Raw genomic sequence first — 15,658 nt, forward strand, 5'->3', positions numbered from 1 at the left:
GCTCTAAATCCTAGGTTCGAGGTATGAGAGTTTCAACGAGGCAGCGAGTCGTCCTGGCGATCTGCTGCGCGAGCATCATCGTCTCGCTGATGGACGTCTCGATCGTCAACGTGGCTCTACCCTCGATCCACAGTGATCTCCGTACGTCGGTCAGCGGCCTGCAATGGACTGTCGACGCCTACACCCTGGTGCTCGCCGTACTGCTTCCGCTCGCGGGCTCGACCGCCGACCGGATCGGCCGCCGCCGGGTGTTCCAGCTCGGCCTGGTCGTGTTCGGCCTCGGCTCGCTGGCCTGCAGTCTGGCGCCCGGCATCGGCTGGCTGATCGCGGCCCGCGCGGTCCAGGCGGTCGGCGGCACCATGCTGAACCCGGTCGCGATGGCGATCGTCGTCACGACGTTCCCGGACCGGACCGAACGCGCCAAGGCGATCGGCATCTTCGGCTCGATGTCGGGTCTCGCCCTCGCGCTCGGCCCGATTCTCGGCGGCGCGCTGGTCGACAGTTGGGGGTGGCGATCGATCTTCTGGGTCAACCTGCCGATCGTCGTGATCGCCGTCGTCTGCACCCAGCTGTTCGTGCCCGAGACCCGCGCCGATCACGCTCGCCGGTTCGACCCCGTCGGCCAGCTCCTGCTGATCCTCACGCTCGGCACGTTGGTTGCAGCGATCATCGAGTCGGTCCCGTGGCTCCTGGTTCTGACGGCATTGGCCGCGACAGGCTTGGTCGCGTACGAACGCCGCCGTACCGAACCGCTGCTCGAACTGCGTCTGTTCCGCAGCGTCCGCTTCAGCTCCGCGCTGGTGATCGCGTTGGTCGCGTACGTCGGGTTCGGCGCCTACCTCTTCGTCACCACCCTCTATCTGCAGAACGTGCGCGGCCTGCCCGCACTGGCCGCCGGGGTGACGCTGTTGCCGGTCGGCCTCGCGATCCTTCTCGTCGCCCCGTACGCCGGTCGCCTGGTCGCTGCCCGCGGTCCACGTCTGCCGCTCCTGATCGCCGGTACGGCGTTTGTGGTCAGCGTGCTCGCCTCGTTCGCCCTCGGAGCCGCGACCCCGCTGCCGATCGTGCTCGCGATCTACCTGGTGTTCGGCATCTTCGTCGGGATGATCAATCCGCCCCTCGTCAACACCGCTGTGTCCGAGATGCCCACCGATATGGCCGGTCTCGCCTCCTCGATGGTCTCCACCGGCCGACAGGTCGGCATCAGCCTCGGTGTCGCCGTCGCCGGAGCGGTAATTGCGTCGACCGCTTTGGTCAGGTGAGGCAGAGTGCTCACTCATGGAGTTGATCGGGCAAGGCATGGAAGGCGCCGTCTACGACCTCGGTGACGGTCTGGTCCGCAAGGTCTGGTTCGATCGGCGCCCCGACGATGTTCGTCCGTTGAAGGCGTTCCTCGACGAAGTGCCCGAGCTCCCGTTCCGTACGCCGCGCATCCGCAAGATCGATGCCGCGGACAACGGGCTGGCCGTCACCGACGAGGACCTGCTGACCGGTACGCCGTTCGACCGGAGCAACCTCGACGCGTTCGTGACCGTGGTCGAGGCGCTCGGTACGACAACGGCTGGTCCGGCGAGCAAGGCCCTTCCGCTACTCAACGAACCGTTCTGGCGCGACGACCTCACGTGGGGTGAAGCACTCGCCGCTCTCGTCCAGCGCCGGGCAGAGGCGTCCCGCGAGCACCTGGCGCGCGACGTACCGGACTTCCCCAAGCTGCTCGATCAGGTCACCCGGCGGCTCGCGTCCATCACGCTGGACCGGCTGAGCATCGTCCACGGCGACATCTGCCCACCCAACTTGCTGATGGACGGCGCCCGCCCGTCCGCCTTGCTCGACTGGGGCTTCCTGTCCACCGCCGGCGACAACACCTTCGACGCCGCCCTCGCCGCCGGCTTCTTCGACATGTACGGCGCCGATGCCAGGCAGCGCGATCTCGCCCTGCTCGACCGCTTCGAGACACTCGGTCACGATCGCGAGCGCATGCACCTTTACCGCCAGGCCTACGCCATCATCACCGCAACCATCTACGACCCCAACGCAGGCGACGGCCACTACGCCTGGTGCATCGCCGACCTCAACCGCCTGCCACGCTGAGCGGACCGCCCCCACTCACCAACTCTGCGCGGCCTGCCCGGCTCACGCTCAGCAGGCGCTGCCGACGGGGCTGTCGACGGGTTTGGTGAGTGGCACAGGTCCGCCCTCACGACTAGATCGGTTCGCCGTTGCTGAGGTTGTGGAGTTGGGAGGGCTTGGCGAGGATTTGGGGGAGACGGCGGGCGTTCAACGGTGAGACGAGGCCTGCTAGGGCTTCGGGGGAGTGCCAGGACAGGGCGAGGATTTCGCGGCCGTCGGGGTGCAGGGTTTCGAGCAGCGTCGGGTCGTGGACACCGCCGTCGTACAGGATTTCGACGGCGTCGCCCCAGCCTTCCCAGCGGGGGAGCCAGTCGATGGCTAGGACGCCGAGCAGGGGGAGGGCGATGCCGAGCTCCTCCTCCATCTCGCGGGAGGCGCCGGTGGCGGGGTCTTCGTCGGGTTCGACGACGCCGCCGGGGAGTTCGAGGTCTTGTTTGTAGCTGACCTGGCAGAGCAGGACGCGGCCGGTGGTGTCCTGTACGACGACGTGCGCGATCACGCGCTTCTTCGGCAGCGTGGAGTCCATCAGCGTGGTCCAGCCGAGGACGGAATCGGGGCGCGGGTCGTCGCTGCGCATGCCGTAGACGACGACGTCGCGGCGCTCGCCGTCGACTAGGGCCGCGCCGCGGAGGAGACCTTCGCGACGGAAGCCGGATCGGATCGCGACTCGCATGGACGAGTGCAGGGACGGGTCGACGTCGATCTGCAACCGGTCCAGACCGAGCTCGGTGAAGGCGTATTCGGACAGTAGCCGGACGGCTCGTTGGGCGAACTCGGGGCCGCCGTCCAGCGCCCACACGACCAGGCCTGCGCCAGGCGACGTCCGCCGTACCTCCACTGTGCCGAGAGGGTTGCCGTTCTCGACTTCGAACGTCACCACCTGCTGGTCCTGCGTAGCAAGGCGCAGTGTCAGGTCACCATCGGTCAGCGGTTGTACGGCGGTCACTCCACGAACGCTACCCGTCGTACCGCAAGTACACGGTGGCGAGGGGCGGAACGGACAGCTCGGTGCTCGTCGTCATGCCGTGCCACTCGGGGCCGTCGGCGGTGACCGCGCCGAAGTTGCCGACCCCGGAACCGCCGTAGTTGCCGGCGTCGGTGTTGATCACCTCGGACCACTGACCGGCGTACGGGAGGCCGAGGCGGTAGCCGTGGTGCGGGACCGCCGAGAAGTTCGCGATACAGGCGATCGTCGGCTCACCCTCGTCACCGAAGCGGACGAACGAGAAGACGTTGTTGCCGGCGTCGTTGGCGTCGATCCAGCTGAACTTCTCCGGCGCGTGATCCGTCCGCCACAACGCGGCCGTGCCGGTGTAGACGCCGTTCAGGTCCCGGACGAGGTCCTGCAGACCGCGGTGGTTCTCGTGGTCCAGCAGCCACCAGTCGAGCTCGCCCTTCTCGGACCACTCCGACTCCTGACCGAACTCACAGCCCATGAACAGCAGCTGCTTGCCCGGGTGCGCCCACATCATCGCCAGGTACGCGCGCAAGTTCGCCAGCTGCTGCCAGCGGTCGCCCGGCATCTTGCGCAGCAGCGAACCCTTGCCGTGCACGACCTCGTCGTGCGACAGCGGGAGGACGAAGTTCTCCGAGTAGGCGTACATCATCGAGAACGTCAGCTCGTGGTGGTGGTACTGACGGTGCACCGGCTCGTGCTCCAGGTAGCGGAGCGAGTCGTTCATCCAGCCCATGTTCCACTTGAAGCCGAACCCGAGCCCGCCGAGATGGGTGTCGCGGGTGACACCCGGCCACGACGTCGACTCCTCGGCGACCGTGATCACGCCGGGCACTCGCTTGTAGAGCGTCGCGTTCATCTCCTGGAGGAACGACACGGCCTCCAGGTTCTCGCGGCCGCCGTACTGGTTGGGGACCCACTGGCCCTCTTGGCGCGAGTAGTCCAGGTAGAGCATCGAGGCGACCGCGTCCACGCGCAGACCGTCGATGTGGAACTCCTCGGCCCAGTAGATCGCGTTCGCGACCAGGAAGTTGCGCACCTGCGGCCGGCCGAAGTCGAAGACCAGCGTGCCCCAGTCGGGCTGCTCACCGCGACGCGGATCCGGGTGCTCGTAGAGCGGGGTCCCGTCGAAGCGGGCCAGCGCCCACGCATCCTTCGGGAAGTGCGCCGGTACCCAGTCGACCAGTACGCCGATGCCTGCCTGGTGCAGCTTGTCGACCAGGAACCGGAAGTCATCCGGGTCGCCGAACCGCGAGGTCGGCGCGAAGTACGACGTCACCTGGTAACCCCAGGAACCTCCGAACGGGTGCTCCATCACCGGCATGAACTCGACATGGGTGAACCCCATGTCGTTGACATAGGCAACAAGCTCGTCGGCGAGCTCGCGGTACGACTTCCCCTTGCGCCAGGACCCGAGGTGCACCTCGTAGACGCTCATCGGCTCGGCATACGCCTGGGACGCGGCCCGGCGCTCGATCCAGTCAGCGTCAGCCCACTCGTACGACGATTCGTGCACCACTGATGCGTTGGCGGGCGGGACCTCGGCGAGGTTCGCCATCGGGTCGGCCTTCTGCCGCCACACGCCGTCCCGGCCGCAGATGTCGAACTTGTACCGCGTGCCCGGGCCGATGCCCGGCACGAACAGCTCCCACACACCCGATGAACCCAGTGAGCGCAGCGGATGCGCACGCCCGTCCCAGAAGTTGAAGTCGGCAGTCAGCCGAACGCCTTGCGCGTTGGGCGCCCAGACGGCGAACGACGTCCCGGTCACCGCGCCCGTAGGACCGTCGTACCGGCGAACATGCGCACCGAGCACAGTCCACAACTGCTCGTGCCGGCCCTCGCCGATCAGATGCAGGTCGACCTCGCCGAGCGACGGCAGATACCGGTACGGGTCGTCCACCTCGACCGCGGGACCATCGGTGTAGCTGACCTCGAGCCGATAATCCGGCACCTTGTCGGTATCCAGCACCCCGACCCAGATCCCGTCATGCTCATGCCGGAGTGGCAGGCGTTTGCCGCCGTACAGGACGGTGACTGAGCTGGCGAACGGCCGCAGCACCCGCACGGTGACCCCGTGCTCGCCGAGATGCGGCCCGAGCACCTGATGCGCATCGTGGTAAGTCCCACCCACCACTCGCTCCAGCACAGTCCGGTCCACCGAAACCGCTGTCACCACAGGCTCTTCGACAGCCACCACCGGCTGCTCCATGGCTTCGCGCTCACTCGATCCCATGCACCCCATCCTGCCCGATAGCCAACACATTCACTGCACCCCGTACCCGACAAGTCACGACCTACACCCGGGAAGCCTTCCTGGCATGCTGGGCACCGTGAAGCGAATCACCGTGAACCTTCCGGACGAGCTCGATCATCGGCTGCGGCAAGACGCCGCCGCCAACGACGTGACCGTCTCGCAGCTGATTCGTGAGGCGATCGAGAGCTACCTGGCCAACGCTCCTGCAGAGCACATCGATCAACCACGCTGATGCTCCGCCAGTGAAGCCACCGTGCTCCGCCAGTGAAGCCACCGTGCTCCGCCAGCGAAGCCACCGTGCTCCGCGAGTGAAGCCACCGTGCCGCGCGAGTGAAGCCACCGTGCGAGTGTGAGGAGTTGCTCGGCGAGTGTGAGGATCATGTCGCCGGCAATCGTTTGCCGGCGACACGGTTGCCACATTCGCGTAGGCGGCGCGAGTGAAGCCACCGTGCCGCGCGAGTGAAGCCACCGTGCGGGTGCGAGCGAAGCCTCCGTGCGGGTGCGAGTTAAGCCACCGTGCGGGCCGAGCGCGAGGTTCGGGCCTTGAGCTGTGAGGCCCTTGAGCTACTGCGCTAGGGCCGTGCGGACTTCGGTGAGGCGGGTGGCGTAGCGGGGCCAGCCGAAGCCGGTGCGGGTGTAGGCGATGGTGGTGTCGCTGACTAGTTCGGTGGTGCGTTGGCGGTCGCCTTGGGCTAGGGCTAGGGCGGCGGCTACGGCTCGGGCGGCTAGCCAGGAGGTGCTTTGAGCGGGGGCTTCGGCGAAGACGGCGTCCAGGAGGGCTGCTGCTTCGTCTAGTTCGCCTTGGCGGACCAGGACATCGGCCAGGTCGATGTAGGCGTGGCTGACGCCGCTGTCGTCGGCGAGGGCGTATTCGACGGCGGAGCGGAGGTGTTTTTCGGCTTCGTCCAGGTCGTTGCGGGCTGCGGCGGCCAGGCCGCGGATGACGTCGTTCAGGGGGAGGATCTGTCGGTCGTCGAGGCGGCGGGCGTAGTGGTCCGATTCGGCGGCGGCTTTGAGGGCCTCGTCCCAGCGGTCTAGGCCGACCAGGGCACCGGCGAGATTGCTCAGCCCTCGCGATAGACCGTGCTCGTCGCCGAACTCGCGGTCGGCGACGATGCAGGTCTCGTAGCACTCGAGCGCGCGCTCGGATTGGCCTGCGTAGACGTACAGCGTGCCTAGGGCATCGGTGAACGCTGACAGGCGGCGCTCGTGTTCGCCGGAGGAGCGGGCCAGCGCCTGTCCGGTCAGTAGTGGGGTGAAGGCGTCCAGTAGGCGGCCGCGCTCGATCTCGACGATGCTGCGGTAGTAGAGCGCGGTCAGGGTCAGTGTGTCGTCGTCCTGCAGTGGTGCGAGTCGCTCGGCCTCGGTCAACAACTCGGCGGCGCGGTCAAACTGACCGCGCATCGTGAGCACGAAACCGTGGTTGCACAACGCGGTCAGCCGCTCGGACGTGGTTGCGCCCGGCGCATCGGTCAACGCGTCGAAGTGCCGCGCAGCCTCGGCGTACCAGCCTCGGATCAGCCACGGGGTGTGCATGACGAGCGCGAGTCGCAGACCAGCCGCGGCGCGTTCCGTCCCGGGGGCCCGATCGAGTACGTCGAGCAGGTTCGGCCACTCGGCGAAGACCTCGTTCAAGGCTTCGGCGTTGGCGAAGTCGTCGCTGTTCTGGCCGGCGGTTTCGACGTAGCTCATAGCCCAGTCGAGCTCGGCGCTCCGCGCAGTGTCGGTCTCGCCGGCCTCTTCCAGCTTCGTCAGCGCGTAGTCCCGCACGGTCTCCAGCAAACGGAAGCGACGCCCGTTGACGGCCTCGACTGTCAGCAGACTCCGATCTGCAAGCTCGGTCAGGGCGGGCGCGACATCGCGCGGATCGAGCGCGACCTGCTCGGCCGCCTCGAGAGTGAAACCACCGGCAAAGACCGCGACGCGACGCAGCACAGCACGCTCGGTGTCCCCGAGCAGTTGGTGACTCCAGTCCAGTGCCGCGACCAGACTCGTATGACGGGCCTGCGAATCCCGCCCGCCGGCCACGAGCAGCCGCATCCGATCCGTCAACCGCTTCGCCAGTTGCGGGACAGTCAGGGTGCGCGTGAGACCCGCCGCCAGCTCGATCCCGAGTGGGAGCCGGTCGACCGCCGTACAGATCGCGGCGACCTGTTCGGGATCGGCGCCTTGGGCATCGATCGCGCAGCGCTCGGTGAACAGCTGCGCGGCCGCCAGCGCATCCATCGGACGCATCGGCCGCACCTCTTCAGCCTCCAGCTGCAACGGCCGCTGCGAAGTCACCAACACGGTCAGCCCCGGCGCCCGGCGTACCAGCGCGGCGACGATGTCGGCGACCTGCTCAACCACATGCTCGGCGTTGTCGATCACCAGCACCGAACCGTCGAGCGCCGACGCGGCCGACGCGAGCGGATCCGGACCGCTCGCCTCCTCGCCCGCAATAGCCTCCAGTACGGCGCCTTCGCGCAACAGCGGTGCCAGCTCGACGAGGCGAACCGGGCGATCGGTCACCGTCCGGACCGCCTCGAACGACAACCGGGACTTGCCACTCCCGGGACCGCCGACCAGCGTGATGACACCGGGCTGCGGGATCCGGTTGATCAGCCAGGACAGCTCCTCCTGCCGGCCGACGAAGCTGGTCAGCGGCGACGGCAGGTCCGCAACAGCACCGGCAGGCGCCGTAGGCGTAGAGCGGGTGGCCGGGCTCGGCGCCGGGGATTCAGATGCCGTCGGCAACAAAGTCGGATCCTGCCGGAGCAGCCGCAGCTCCATCGCCGCGGTGTCCGGCGCCGGGTCCACACCGAGCTCGTCGGCCAGCCGGTTGCGCAGCTTCGACATCCGGCTCAGTGCGTCCGCCTGACGTCCGGTCCGGTAGAGCGCGAGTGCCAGCAGGCACCACAGGCGCTCGTGCAACGGATTCTCCGCGGCGAGTGCCTCGAGTTCGCGCGCCGCCTCGGCCGCATGACCGAGTGACAACTCCGCATCGAGCAACTCCACCTGCAGAGTCAGCTTCCACGCATCCAGTTGCTCGCCCTCGGCAACGGCGTACGGGATCGTGCGCAGGTCGGCGAGCGACGGGCCACGCCACAGCTCGAGCGCCTCCTGCGCGGCCGTCTTGACGCCGAGGCGATCACCGGACCGTACGGCGGTGTGCATCCGCTCGGCGGCTGCCCGGGCCTCCGACAGGTCGCTGAGGTCGGCGGCCAACGCATAGCCGCCGTTCACCCGCGTCAACGAGTCGGGGGAGTCGATCGCCGCCCGCAGTCGGGACGCGAGCACGCGCAGCCGCTCGGTCGGGCGGGCCAGGTCGACATCACCCCAGAGATCCGCGGCCAGCCGATGATCGGGTACCGACATCCCGCCGGCCAGCGCCAGCCGCACCAGCAACGCTCGCTCCAGCGGCCGGTCGACCGCGACCGCCCTGCCGCCGACCCGGACAGCGAGAGGCCCAAGCACGAGGACCTCAAGCGGTGGAGCGGGTGGCATACCCGCAAGTATTACAGTGGCGACGCCCGCACGCTCAGTAATTCTCACAATGGAGGATTACTTGGCGGAGATTTGGGGTATTGGACGAGGTTTTAAGGTTCTACTGCTCGACGCCGGCCAGTTGCGCCGCCGCAGCTAGTGGAATGCGCAACCACGTCGGCCGGTTGCGGGCCTCGTACAGCACCTCGTAAATCAGCTTGTCCGCCAGGAACGCGTCCAGCAACGCGGACTGCTGACGCGGGTCGCTCTCCGCAACCTCGGCGTACCCATCGCAGAACGCCTGCTGGTTGCGGCTCGCCCACTCCGACGCCCGGTACGCGATCTGCTGATCACCTTCGTGATCGGTCAACAGCAGCGATCGCGCCGCGTAGTCGAAGGACCGCAGCATGCCCGCGATGTCCTTCACCGGAGTGTCCAATGCGCGCCGCTCGACGAGCGACTTGGCCGGCTCACCCTCGAAGTCGATCAGCTTCCAGCCGTCGATCGTGCGCAGCACCTGACCCAGGTGGAAATCGCCGTGGATGCGCTGCACCAGCACCGGCTGCTCAGCCGCCGCCAGATTGTCGAACGCACGGCCCAGACCCTCGGCGTACGGCGCGAGCTCGGGTACCGCGGCCACGGCCTGCGCGAGCCGGCGCTGCATCGCGGCGGCGTGCTCGACCAGCTTGTCCTGCTCCCAGACATCCGTGCCGAGTGCCTTCGCCAGCTCGGCGTGGACCTGCGCGGTACTGGCACCGAGCCGGTGCGACTCACCGGCGAAGTCGCCGCCGACCTCGGCCGCGTGCAGATCGGCCTCGGCGTACAGATCGCGCACCGACGACGTCGCGAACGACCAGCCGTCGGTGGCGTTCTTCTGGAAGGCCGTCATCATCGCCAGCTCACCACTGTCGGTACCGCCACCGGCCCGCGGCCAGCTGCCGCGCGCCGATCCGAGCACCTCCGGGACCAGCTCGGACCCGGACTCGGTGAGCGCCGACTCGATCTCGACCCCGGGGTTGCTCCCGGGCTCGAGCCGGCGGAACACCTTCAGCAGCGCCACGTCGCCGAAGACCAGCGACGTGTTCGACTGCTCGACGGTCAGCACCAGCGACTGCGCGTCCTCGGGCACCACCGTCGTCGTCTCCGGTGCGTGCACCGGGTGGAACTCCAGCCCGTCCAGCCGGCGGCCGTTGGTCAGACCGTCCAGCCAGTACGGCGTGGCTTCCTTGTCGTGCAAGGCGTCGTACACCCACACGCGGGTGTCGTCGAGATCCTGCTCGTCCCAGTCGCCGATCAGGGCGTGGCCGAGGTTGTCGGCCGGCGCCTGGTGATAACTGAGCGGCAGCTGGTACACCCGGATCGGGATATCCGATCCGGGCGGACCCGAGCAGTAGACGAACCCGATCCGGACCGCAGGCCACACCCCGTCGTCGGACAGCCACACCGAAGTGGCCATCGCGTCGACGACGACGTCGTGTCCCTTCTCCCCGAACCATCGCTGGCTCGCACAGAAGGACTGGACCTGGTCCAGATGGGAAGTCACGAAATGCTCTCCTCGTGGTCGGCCGGCTTGGGCAGCCGGAACCAGTAGAAACCGTGCGCGCCGAGCGTCAAAAGGTAGGGCAATTCACCGATCGCTGGGAAGTGCACCCCGCCAAGTAGCTCCACTGGCTCAACGCCTTCCCACTGCCGCAGGTCCAGCTCGATCGGCTGCGGGAAGCGCGACAGGTTGTTCACGCACAGGACGACGTCGTCGCCGAACTCGCGGATGTACGACAGGACGCTCGGGTTCGAGCCGCCCAGGTCGGTGAAGGTGCCCATCCCGAAGCAGGGGTGCTGCTTGCGGGTCTGGATCATCCGCCGGGTCCAGTGCAGCAGCGACGAGGCGTTCTCCATCTCGGCCTCGACGTTCACCGCCTGGTAGCCGTAGACCGGGTCCATGATGACCGGCAGGCTGAGCTTGCCCGGGGTCGCGGTCGAGAACGACGCGTTCCGGTCCGGGGACCACTGCATCGGGGTCCGGACGCCGTCCCGGTCACCCAGCCAGATGTTGTCGCCCATGCCGATCTCGTCGCCGTAGTACAGGATCGGTGATCCCGGCAACGACAACAGCATCGCGGTGAACAACTCCATCTTGTTGGTGTCGTTGTCCAGCAGCGGGGCGAGGCGGCGGCGGATGCCGATGTTCGCCTTCATCCGCGGGTCCTGCGCGTACTCCGACCACATGTAGTCGCGGTCCTCGTCGGTGACCATCTCGAGCGTCAGCTCGTCGTGGTTGCGCAGGAAGATGCCCCATTGGCAGGTGTCGGGGATCGCCGGGGTCTGCGCGAGGATCTCCGAGATCGGGAACCGCGACTCACGCCGGACACCCATGAAGATGCGCGGCATCACCGGGAAGTGGAACGCCATCTGGCACTCGTCACCACCGGAGTCCCGGTCACCGAAGTAGTCGACCACGTCGGCCGGCCACTGGTTCGCCTCGCAGAGCAGGATCCGGTCCTCGTAGTTCGCGTCGACCTCTTTGCGGACCCGCTTCAGGAACTCGTGGGTGCGCGGCAGGTTCTCGCAGTTGGTGCCGTCCTCCTCGAACAGGTACGGCACCGCGTCCAGCCGGAAACCGTCGATCCCGAGGTCCAGCCAGAACTTCAGCGCCTCGATCATCGCGTCGCCGACGGCCGGGTTCTCGAAGTTGAGATCCGGCTGGCTGGAGTAGAACCGGTGCCAGAAGTACTGGCCGCGGACCGGGTCCCAGGTCCAGTTCGACTGCTCCGAATCCACGAAGATGATCCGGGCGTCGCCGTACGGCTCGTCGGAATCCGACCAGACGTAGAAGTCGCCGTACGGGCCGTCGGGGTTCTTCCGCGACTCCTGGAACCAGGGGTGCGCGTCCGAGGTGTGGTTCATCACGAAGTCGACGATGACGCGCATCCCGCGCGAGTGCGCGGCTTCCATGAACGCGGCGAAGTCCTGGATCGTGCCGACCTCGGGCATCACGCCGGTGTAGTCGGAGATGTCGTAACCGCCGTCGCGCAACGGTGACGGATAGAACGGTGGCAGCCAAAGGCAGTCCACACCGAGCCATTCGAGATAGTCCAGCTTCTCGGTCAGGCCCTGCAGGTCGCCGATGCCGTCGGCGTTCGAATCCTTGAACGACCGCACCAGGACTTCGTAGAAGACGGCCCGCTTGAACCACAGCGGATCCTTCTTCGTCAATCCGTGGTGCTGCTCCGGCAGCATGTCGGTCACGCTCACCTCCATCGGGAGTGTTGTGGGGGACTCGCCCGCGCCCGCAAACCCCCGTACCCCGAATCGAAGTACTCAAAAGGAAGCAGTGCAAGGAAGGGCCAGCCCGGTGATGTGGTGACGCCGCGCGATGGACGGTTCCGCGAGTGCGTTGCGCATAGTCTGACGGCCCTTTGCCAGTACAAGCAAATGCACTCGCAGACGTCTTGCCCAGTAAGACCTCTCGCCGACTGGTCTTCTACCTCAACGCCGCCCGAACCCACGTTTCTTCTTCGTGTCATGACGGCTCGACGACTGCGACTGCTGAGGTTGCGAGCCGGACTTGCCGCCGGCCTTGGCAACGCCCTGGTCTGCGAGCCGCTGCGCCTCGGCGGCCTCTTTCTCGGCCTTCGACGGCTCCTTGATCCCGGCCTGCTGCTCGATGTTGCCCCAGGTCCCGGTCTTGATCTCTTCCTTCTTCGGGACAATGACCGTTCTGCCCTGCTTGTTCTTGTACGTGATGTGACTGCCGTTCTGCCGCGCCGGCTCGAACCCGGCCTTGCGCAGTTCCCGGTCCGCATCACGGAACTTCTTGGGCATTACGGCACCTCGACCGTCACGACGAGTTGCTCGGGGACCCCGACCTCCTCCGCCAGCAGCGCGATGGCGCTCTTGAGGTCCTCAATGGCTTCCTCACGCGAGTCGCCCTGGCCGTTCGCGAAAGCGTTGGGGGTCAACGCGGCCTGGGCCGCCCACGCGCCGTCCTCGTCCTGCTCGACAAGGAAAGGAATCGTGATCTCGTGCTGCAACTCTGCCTCCTGGTCTCGTCACTTTCTGTGGCGATCGTAGGACCGGTCGTGGGTCAGGTGCCGGGCTGGGTGGACTTCCGCGGTTTGCGAATGTATTTCGTGAAGCCGGACCGTTCGGCGTCGGCCTCGCTGCGGAACCACACCTCGGCCTTGGTGCGGCCGTAGTACGGGGAGTCGGGGGTGTGGAAGAGCATCGACTGCGCGTTCCCCTTGATGGTGAAACCGTCCGGCGGTCCCTGATGCGGTACGGCGTCCGCGGAGCCCGGACCGAACCGCCCGACCGGCACCTCGTCGTCGAACAACGTCGGTGCCGAGGACGACCCGCTGTCCATCAACCGAGAGAACTCACCCTCACCCGATGTCGCCTCGGACCGCGGAGTCGCGCGAGGATCAGGCTCCGAAGCAACGATCGCGGGCTCAGGCTCCGAAGCAACGGTCTCGGGCTCGGGATCCGCGGTGACTGCGGGTTCGGGGGCCGGGGGAGTGGGCTCCACGGGAGTGGCGGGGGTGGTCTTCGCCTGCTCCGGTTGGGGTTTTGCGGGCGCTTGCTGGGGTTTGGGGCTGGCGGGCTCCGGCTTGGTGGGCTCGGGGCGCGCGGGCTTGGTTTGTGGGGCTGGGGCGGCGGCGGGCGCCGGGGCTGCGGCGGCGGAGGCCGGGGCTGCGCCTACTAGGGCTTCTTCGCGTGCGGCTTCTTCGGTGACAGCGGGGGTACGGCGGTCCAGGAGGAGCCAGGTTATGGCGGCTCCTAGGAGGAAGGCGGCTAGGGACCAGGCCCAGTTGTGGCGGAACAGCCAGCTCATCGGCGGGCCCCCTTGGTGGTGTGGTAGACGAACCAGGCGAGGGCGCTGCCCAGCAGGAAGGCGACCAGCAGGATGATCCAGGTGTCGAGGATGAGCCGGGGCATTCAGTTCTCCTGCAGTGCTCTGAGTTCGGCCCGGCGGTTGGCGATCCGGCCGGTGGCGGTGGTGTTGGGGGCGATCGGGAAGGCCTGGCCGTAGCCGGCGGCGAGGATGCGGTTCGCGGGGATGCCGAGGCGGACGAGTTCGGCCTTGACGGCGGCGGCTCGTTGTTCGGACAGCGGGAGGCTGGTGGCGGGGGAGCCCAGGTTGTCGGTGTGGCCGGCTACCTCGATGCGGGCGGTGGCGCAGGTTTTGAGCAGTTCGGCGGCGCCGAGGACTGACTTCTTCGAGGCATCGTTGACGATCGCGGTTCCGGACAGGAAGTTGATCCGGTTCTGCCGGCCGAACTCCGACAGCCGGCTCTTGAACGTCCGGCACGCCTCACTCACGGTCGGCTTCGACTCCGGCACCTTCAACTCGTCGGCCACGACTGCGCCCGGCACGGCCTGGGCCGCGGCTCGGGCGACCATCGCCTTCGTGGCTTGATCCGGTACGGCGCCACTCAGCGTGACCGTGGTCCCGTCGTACCGGACCGAGGCGTCGCCGGTGCCGATCGCCAGTGCATGCAGTAGCGCCGACAGGGTGCCGACGTCGGCGATCCCGTTCGTGGCGTCGACGTTGACGCGCTGGTCGTATTCGCGGTCGGGGCCGAGGACCTTCTCGACCTCCGTCTTGATCGCATCCTTGGCCAGTTCGCTGCGGACCGTCGCCTGGACGCGGATCGCGGTGTCGGTCCGGCCGATCTCGAAGCCGGCCGTCTGCTCGTCCGGCGCCGGGGTGCTGGGCGCCGGCTGGCCCGGTCCAGTCGCGACAGCCACGGTACGGACGCCCTCGACCCCGCCGACGATCTCGCGGATCTGCGCCGCGTCGATATCGGTGGAGACGAGCACCGACGCGTCCCGGCCGTCCATCACGACGGTGGCGCCGTTGATGCCGTGGTCGATGAGCGCGGTGGTGGCCTGGGCGCGGAGCTCGTCCTCGATCGAGCCGGTCCGGACCGGGATCAGTACAGCAGTGAGTAACACAGGTACGGCGAGGGCCGCGAGCAGCCAGCCGACGAGCGGCCGCCGAACGAGTCCGGGCACTGTTCCTCCGTCAGAAGCGGTCCTCCGACGGGTGCGGGCCGAAGTGACCGTGCGCGAGGAGACTACTCCGCCGCGCACACAGGACGCACGCTGGTCAGGCAAATCGATACAGCGTGTCGGCCGACCGGATCCGGTCAGAACTGTCCTGTCTCGGACAGGTCGCATTTGTGCCAGGCCGCTGTGCAGGGAATCCCTTGACTTAGTTCGCGTCGTAAACCGTACTTGTGCGTGCGTTATGGCGTCTGCTCAGCGGCGTCCGGGGTGAGAGGGAGGGGTCGGATGGAGAGGCTAGCTAGGCAAAAACCGGCGGACTCGTCGTTGATCATCGGCGTCGCCAGGTCGACAGCCGAGCGGGTGCACCTGGCCCGGCTGCTCGGTGACGCCGACGCGCTGCTGCTGGTGTCCAGTGCCGAACAGGCCCGGGCGTTCCTGGAGCTCACCGAGACGGTGTCGCCGGCCACACCGGTCGTGGTGACGCCATCCGTCGTACCGGTGCTCGATCCAGAACCAGTACGCACGGAGCCCGAGCTGCTGCTCGACATGGAACGCCGGGTGGTCCGTTGGGAAGACCGTGAAGTGCCACTGACCCGGCTGGAGCACGACTTCCTGCACTGTCTGGTGGAGGAGCCCGGCCAGGTCTGGACGTACCAGCGCCTGCACCACGCGGTCTGGGGTAACGAGCACCTGGGGCACGGCTCACACATCCACTCGGTGGTGAAGCGCCTGCGCCAGAAGCTGGCCAACCTGGAGGCCACGGTGACCATCCACGCGGTCCGCGGCGTCGGCTTCCACCTGCTGCCCACTGCTTAGAGAAACGATCAGGCCCCCCGGGCCAT

General features: G+C 67.5%; 13 protein-coding genes. 4 read left to right on the top strand and 9 right to left on the bottom strand.

Annotated elements, in window-relative coordinates; genetic code table 11:
• The first annotated feature begins 23 nt into the window (after nt 1-23).
• Together ABD231_RS22015 and ABD231_RS22020 are read left to right on the top strand one after the other, a co-directional pair.
• Complete coding sequence (locus ABD231_RS22015) at nt 24-1,262, top strand: MFS transporter (protein WP_344154985.1); 1,239 nt, start codon at nt 24-26, stop codon at nt 1,260-1,262.
• Between the two features lie 16 nt (nt 1,263-1,278).
• Nucleotides 1,279-2,091, top strand: coding sequence for a phosphotransferase family protein (locus ABD231_RS22020; RefSeq protein WP_344154988.1), 813 nt, complete (start codon nt 1,279-1,281; stop codon nt 2,089-2,091).
• Between the two features lie 112 nt (nt 2,092-2,203).
• Here the strand turns inward: ABD231_RS22020 and ABD231_RS22025 are convergent, their stop codons facing one another.
• Nucleotides 2,204-3,076: an NUDIX hydrolase gene (locus ABD231_RS22025; RefSeq protein WP_344154991.1), complete on the bottom strand. Its 873-nt coding sequence runs from the start codon at nt 3,074-3,076 to the stop codon at nt 2,204-2,206.
• A 10-nt stretch (nt 3,077-3,086) separates the two neighbouring features.
• On the bottom strand, nt 3,087-5,321 hold the full coding sequence (gene glgB, locus ABD231_RS22030; RefSeq protein ID WP_344154994.1) for a 1,4-alpha-glucan branching protein GlgB: 2,235 nt from the start codon (nt 5,319-5,321) through the stop codon (nt 3,087-3,089).
• Nucleotides 5,322-5,418: 97 nt separating this feature from the next.
• On the opposite strand from glgB, the gene ABD231_RS22035 reads away from it, so the two are divergent.
• A complete protein-coding gene (locus ABD231_RS22035) occupies nt 5,419-5,574 on the top strand; it encodes a ribbon-helix-helix protein, CopG family (RefSeq protein ID WP_344154997.1) in 156 nt (51 codons plus the stop codon).
• A 332-nt stretch (nt 5,575-5,906) separates the two neighbouring features.
• On the opposite strand, the gene ABD231_RS22040 is transcribed toward ABD231_RS22035, so the two are convergent.
• From ABD231_RS22040 to arfA, 7 genes are all read right to left on the bottom strand, one after another.
• Nucleotides 5,907-8,828, bottom strand: coding sequence for an ATP-binding protein (locus ABD231_RS22040; RefSeq protein WP_344155000.1), 2,922 nt, complete (start codon nt 8,826-8,828; stop codon nt 5,907-5,909).
• Nucleotides 8,829-8,928: 100 nt separating this feature from the next.
• Nucleotides 8,929-10,350 (bottom strand): maltokinase N-terminal cap-like domain-containing protein, encoded by a 1,422-nt coding sequence (locus ABD231_RS22045; protein ID WP_344155003.1) that lies wholly within the window; start codon nt 10,348-10,350, stop codon nt 8,929-8,931.
• Complete coding sequence (gene treS, locus ABD231_RS22050) at nt 10,347-12,044, bottom strand: maltose alpha-D-glucosyltransferase (protein ID WP_344155829.1); 1,698 nt, start codon at nt 12,042-12,044, stop codon at nt 10,347-10,349. The genes ABD231_RS22045 and treS overlap by 4 nt, the downstream gene beginning before the upstream one ends.
• Nucleotides 12,045-12,293: 249 nt before the next feature.
• Entirely contained in the window at nt 12,294-12,629 is a 336-nt protein-coding gene (locus ABD231_RS22055; RefSeq protein WP_344155006.1) for a type II toxin-antitoxin system HicA family toxin, read from the bottom strand.
• The gene (locus tag ABD231_RS22060) at nt 12,629-12,838 is read right to left on the bottom strand and encodes a type II toxin-antitoxin system HicB family antitoxin (RefSeq protein WP_344155008.1); all 210 of its coding nucleotides are present in this window, start codon (nt 12,836-12,838) and stop codon (nt 12,629-12,631) included. Before ABD231_RS22060 ends, ABD231_RS22055 begins: the two co-directional genes overlap by 1 nt.
• A 53-nt stretch (nt 12,839-12,891) precedes the next feature.
• Nucleotides 12,892-13,638 (bottom strand): sunset domain-containing protein, encoded by a 747-nt coding sequence (locus ABD231_RS22065; RefSeq protein WP_344155011.1) that lies wholly within the window; start codon nt 13,636-13,638, stop codon nt 12,892-12,894.
• 104 nt (nt 13,639-13,742) lie between these two features.
• On the bottom strand, nt 13,743-14,822 hold the full coding sequence (arfA, locus tag ABD231_RS22070) for a channel-forming protein ArfA/OmpATb (protein ID WP_344155014.1): 1,080 nt from the start codon (nt 14,820-14,822) through the stop codon (nt 13,743-13,745).
• A gap of 279 nt (nt 14,823-15,101) precedes the next feature.
• On the opposite strand from arfA, the gene ABD231_RS22075 reads away from it, so the two are divergent.
• Entirely contained in the window at nt 15,102-15,632 is a 531-nt protein-coding gene (locus ABD231_RS22075) for a winged helix-turn-helix domain-containing protein (protein ID WP_344155017.1), read from the top strand.
• The last annotated feature ends 26 nt before the right edge of the window (nt 15,633-15,658 follow it).

The organism is Kribbella yunnanensis, assembly GCF_039529655.1.
GTDB classification, from domain to species: domain Bacteria; phylum Actinomycetota; class Actinomycetes; order Propionibacteriales; family Kribbellaceae; genus Kribbella; species Kribbella yunnanensis.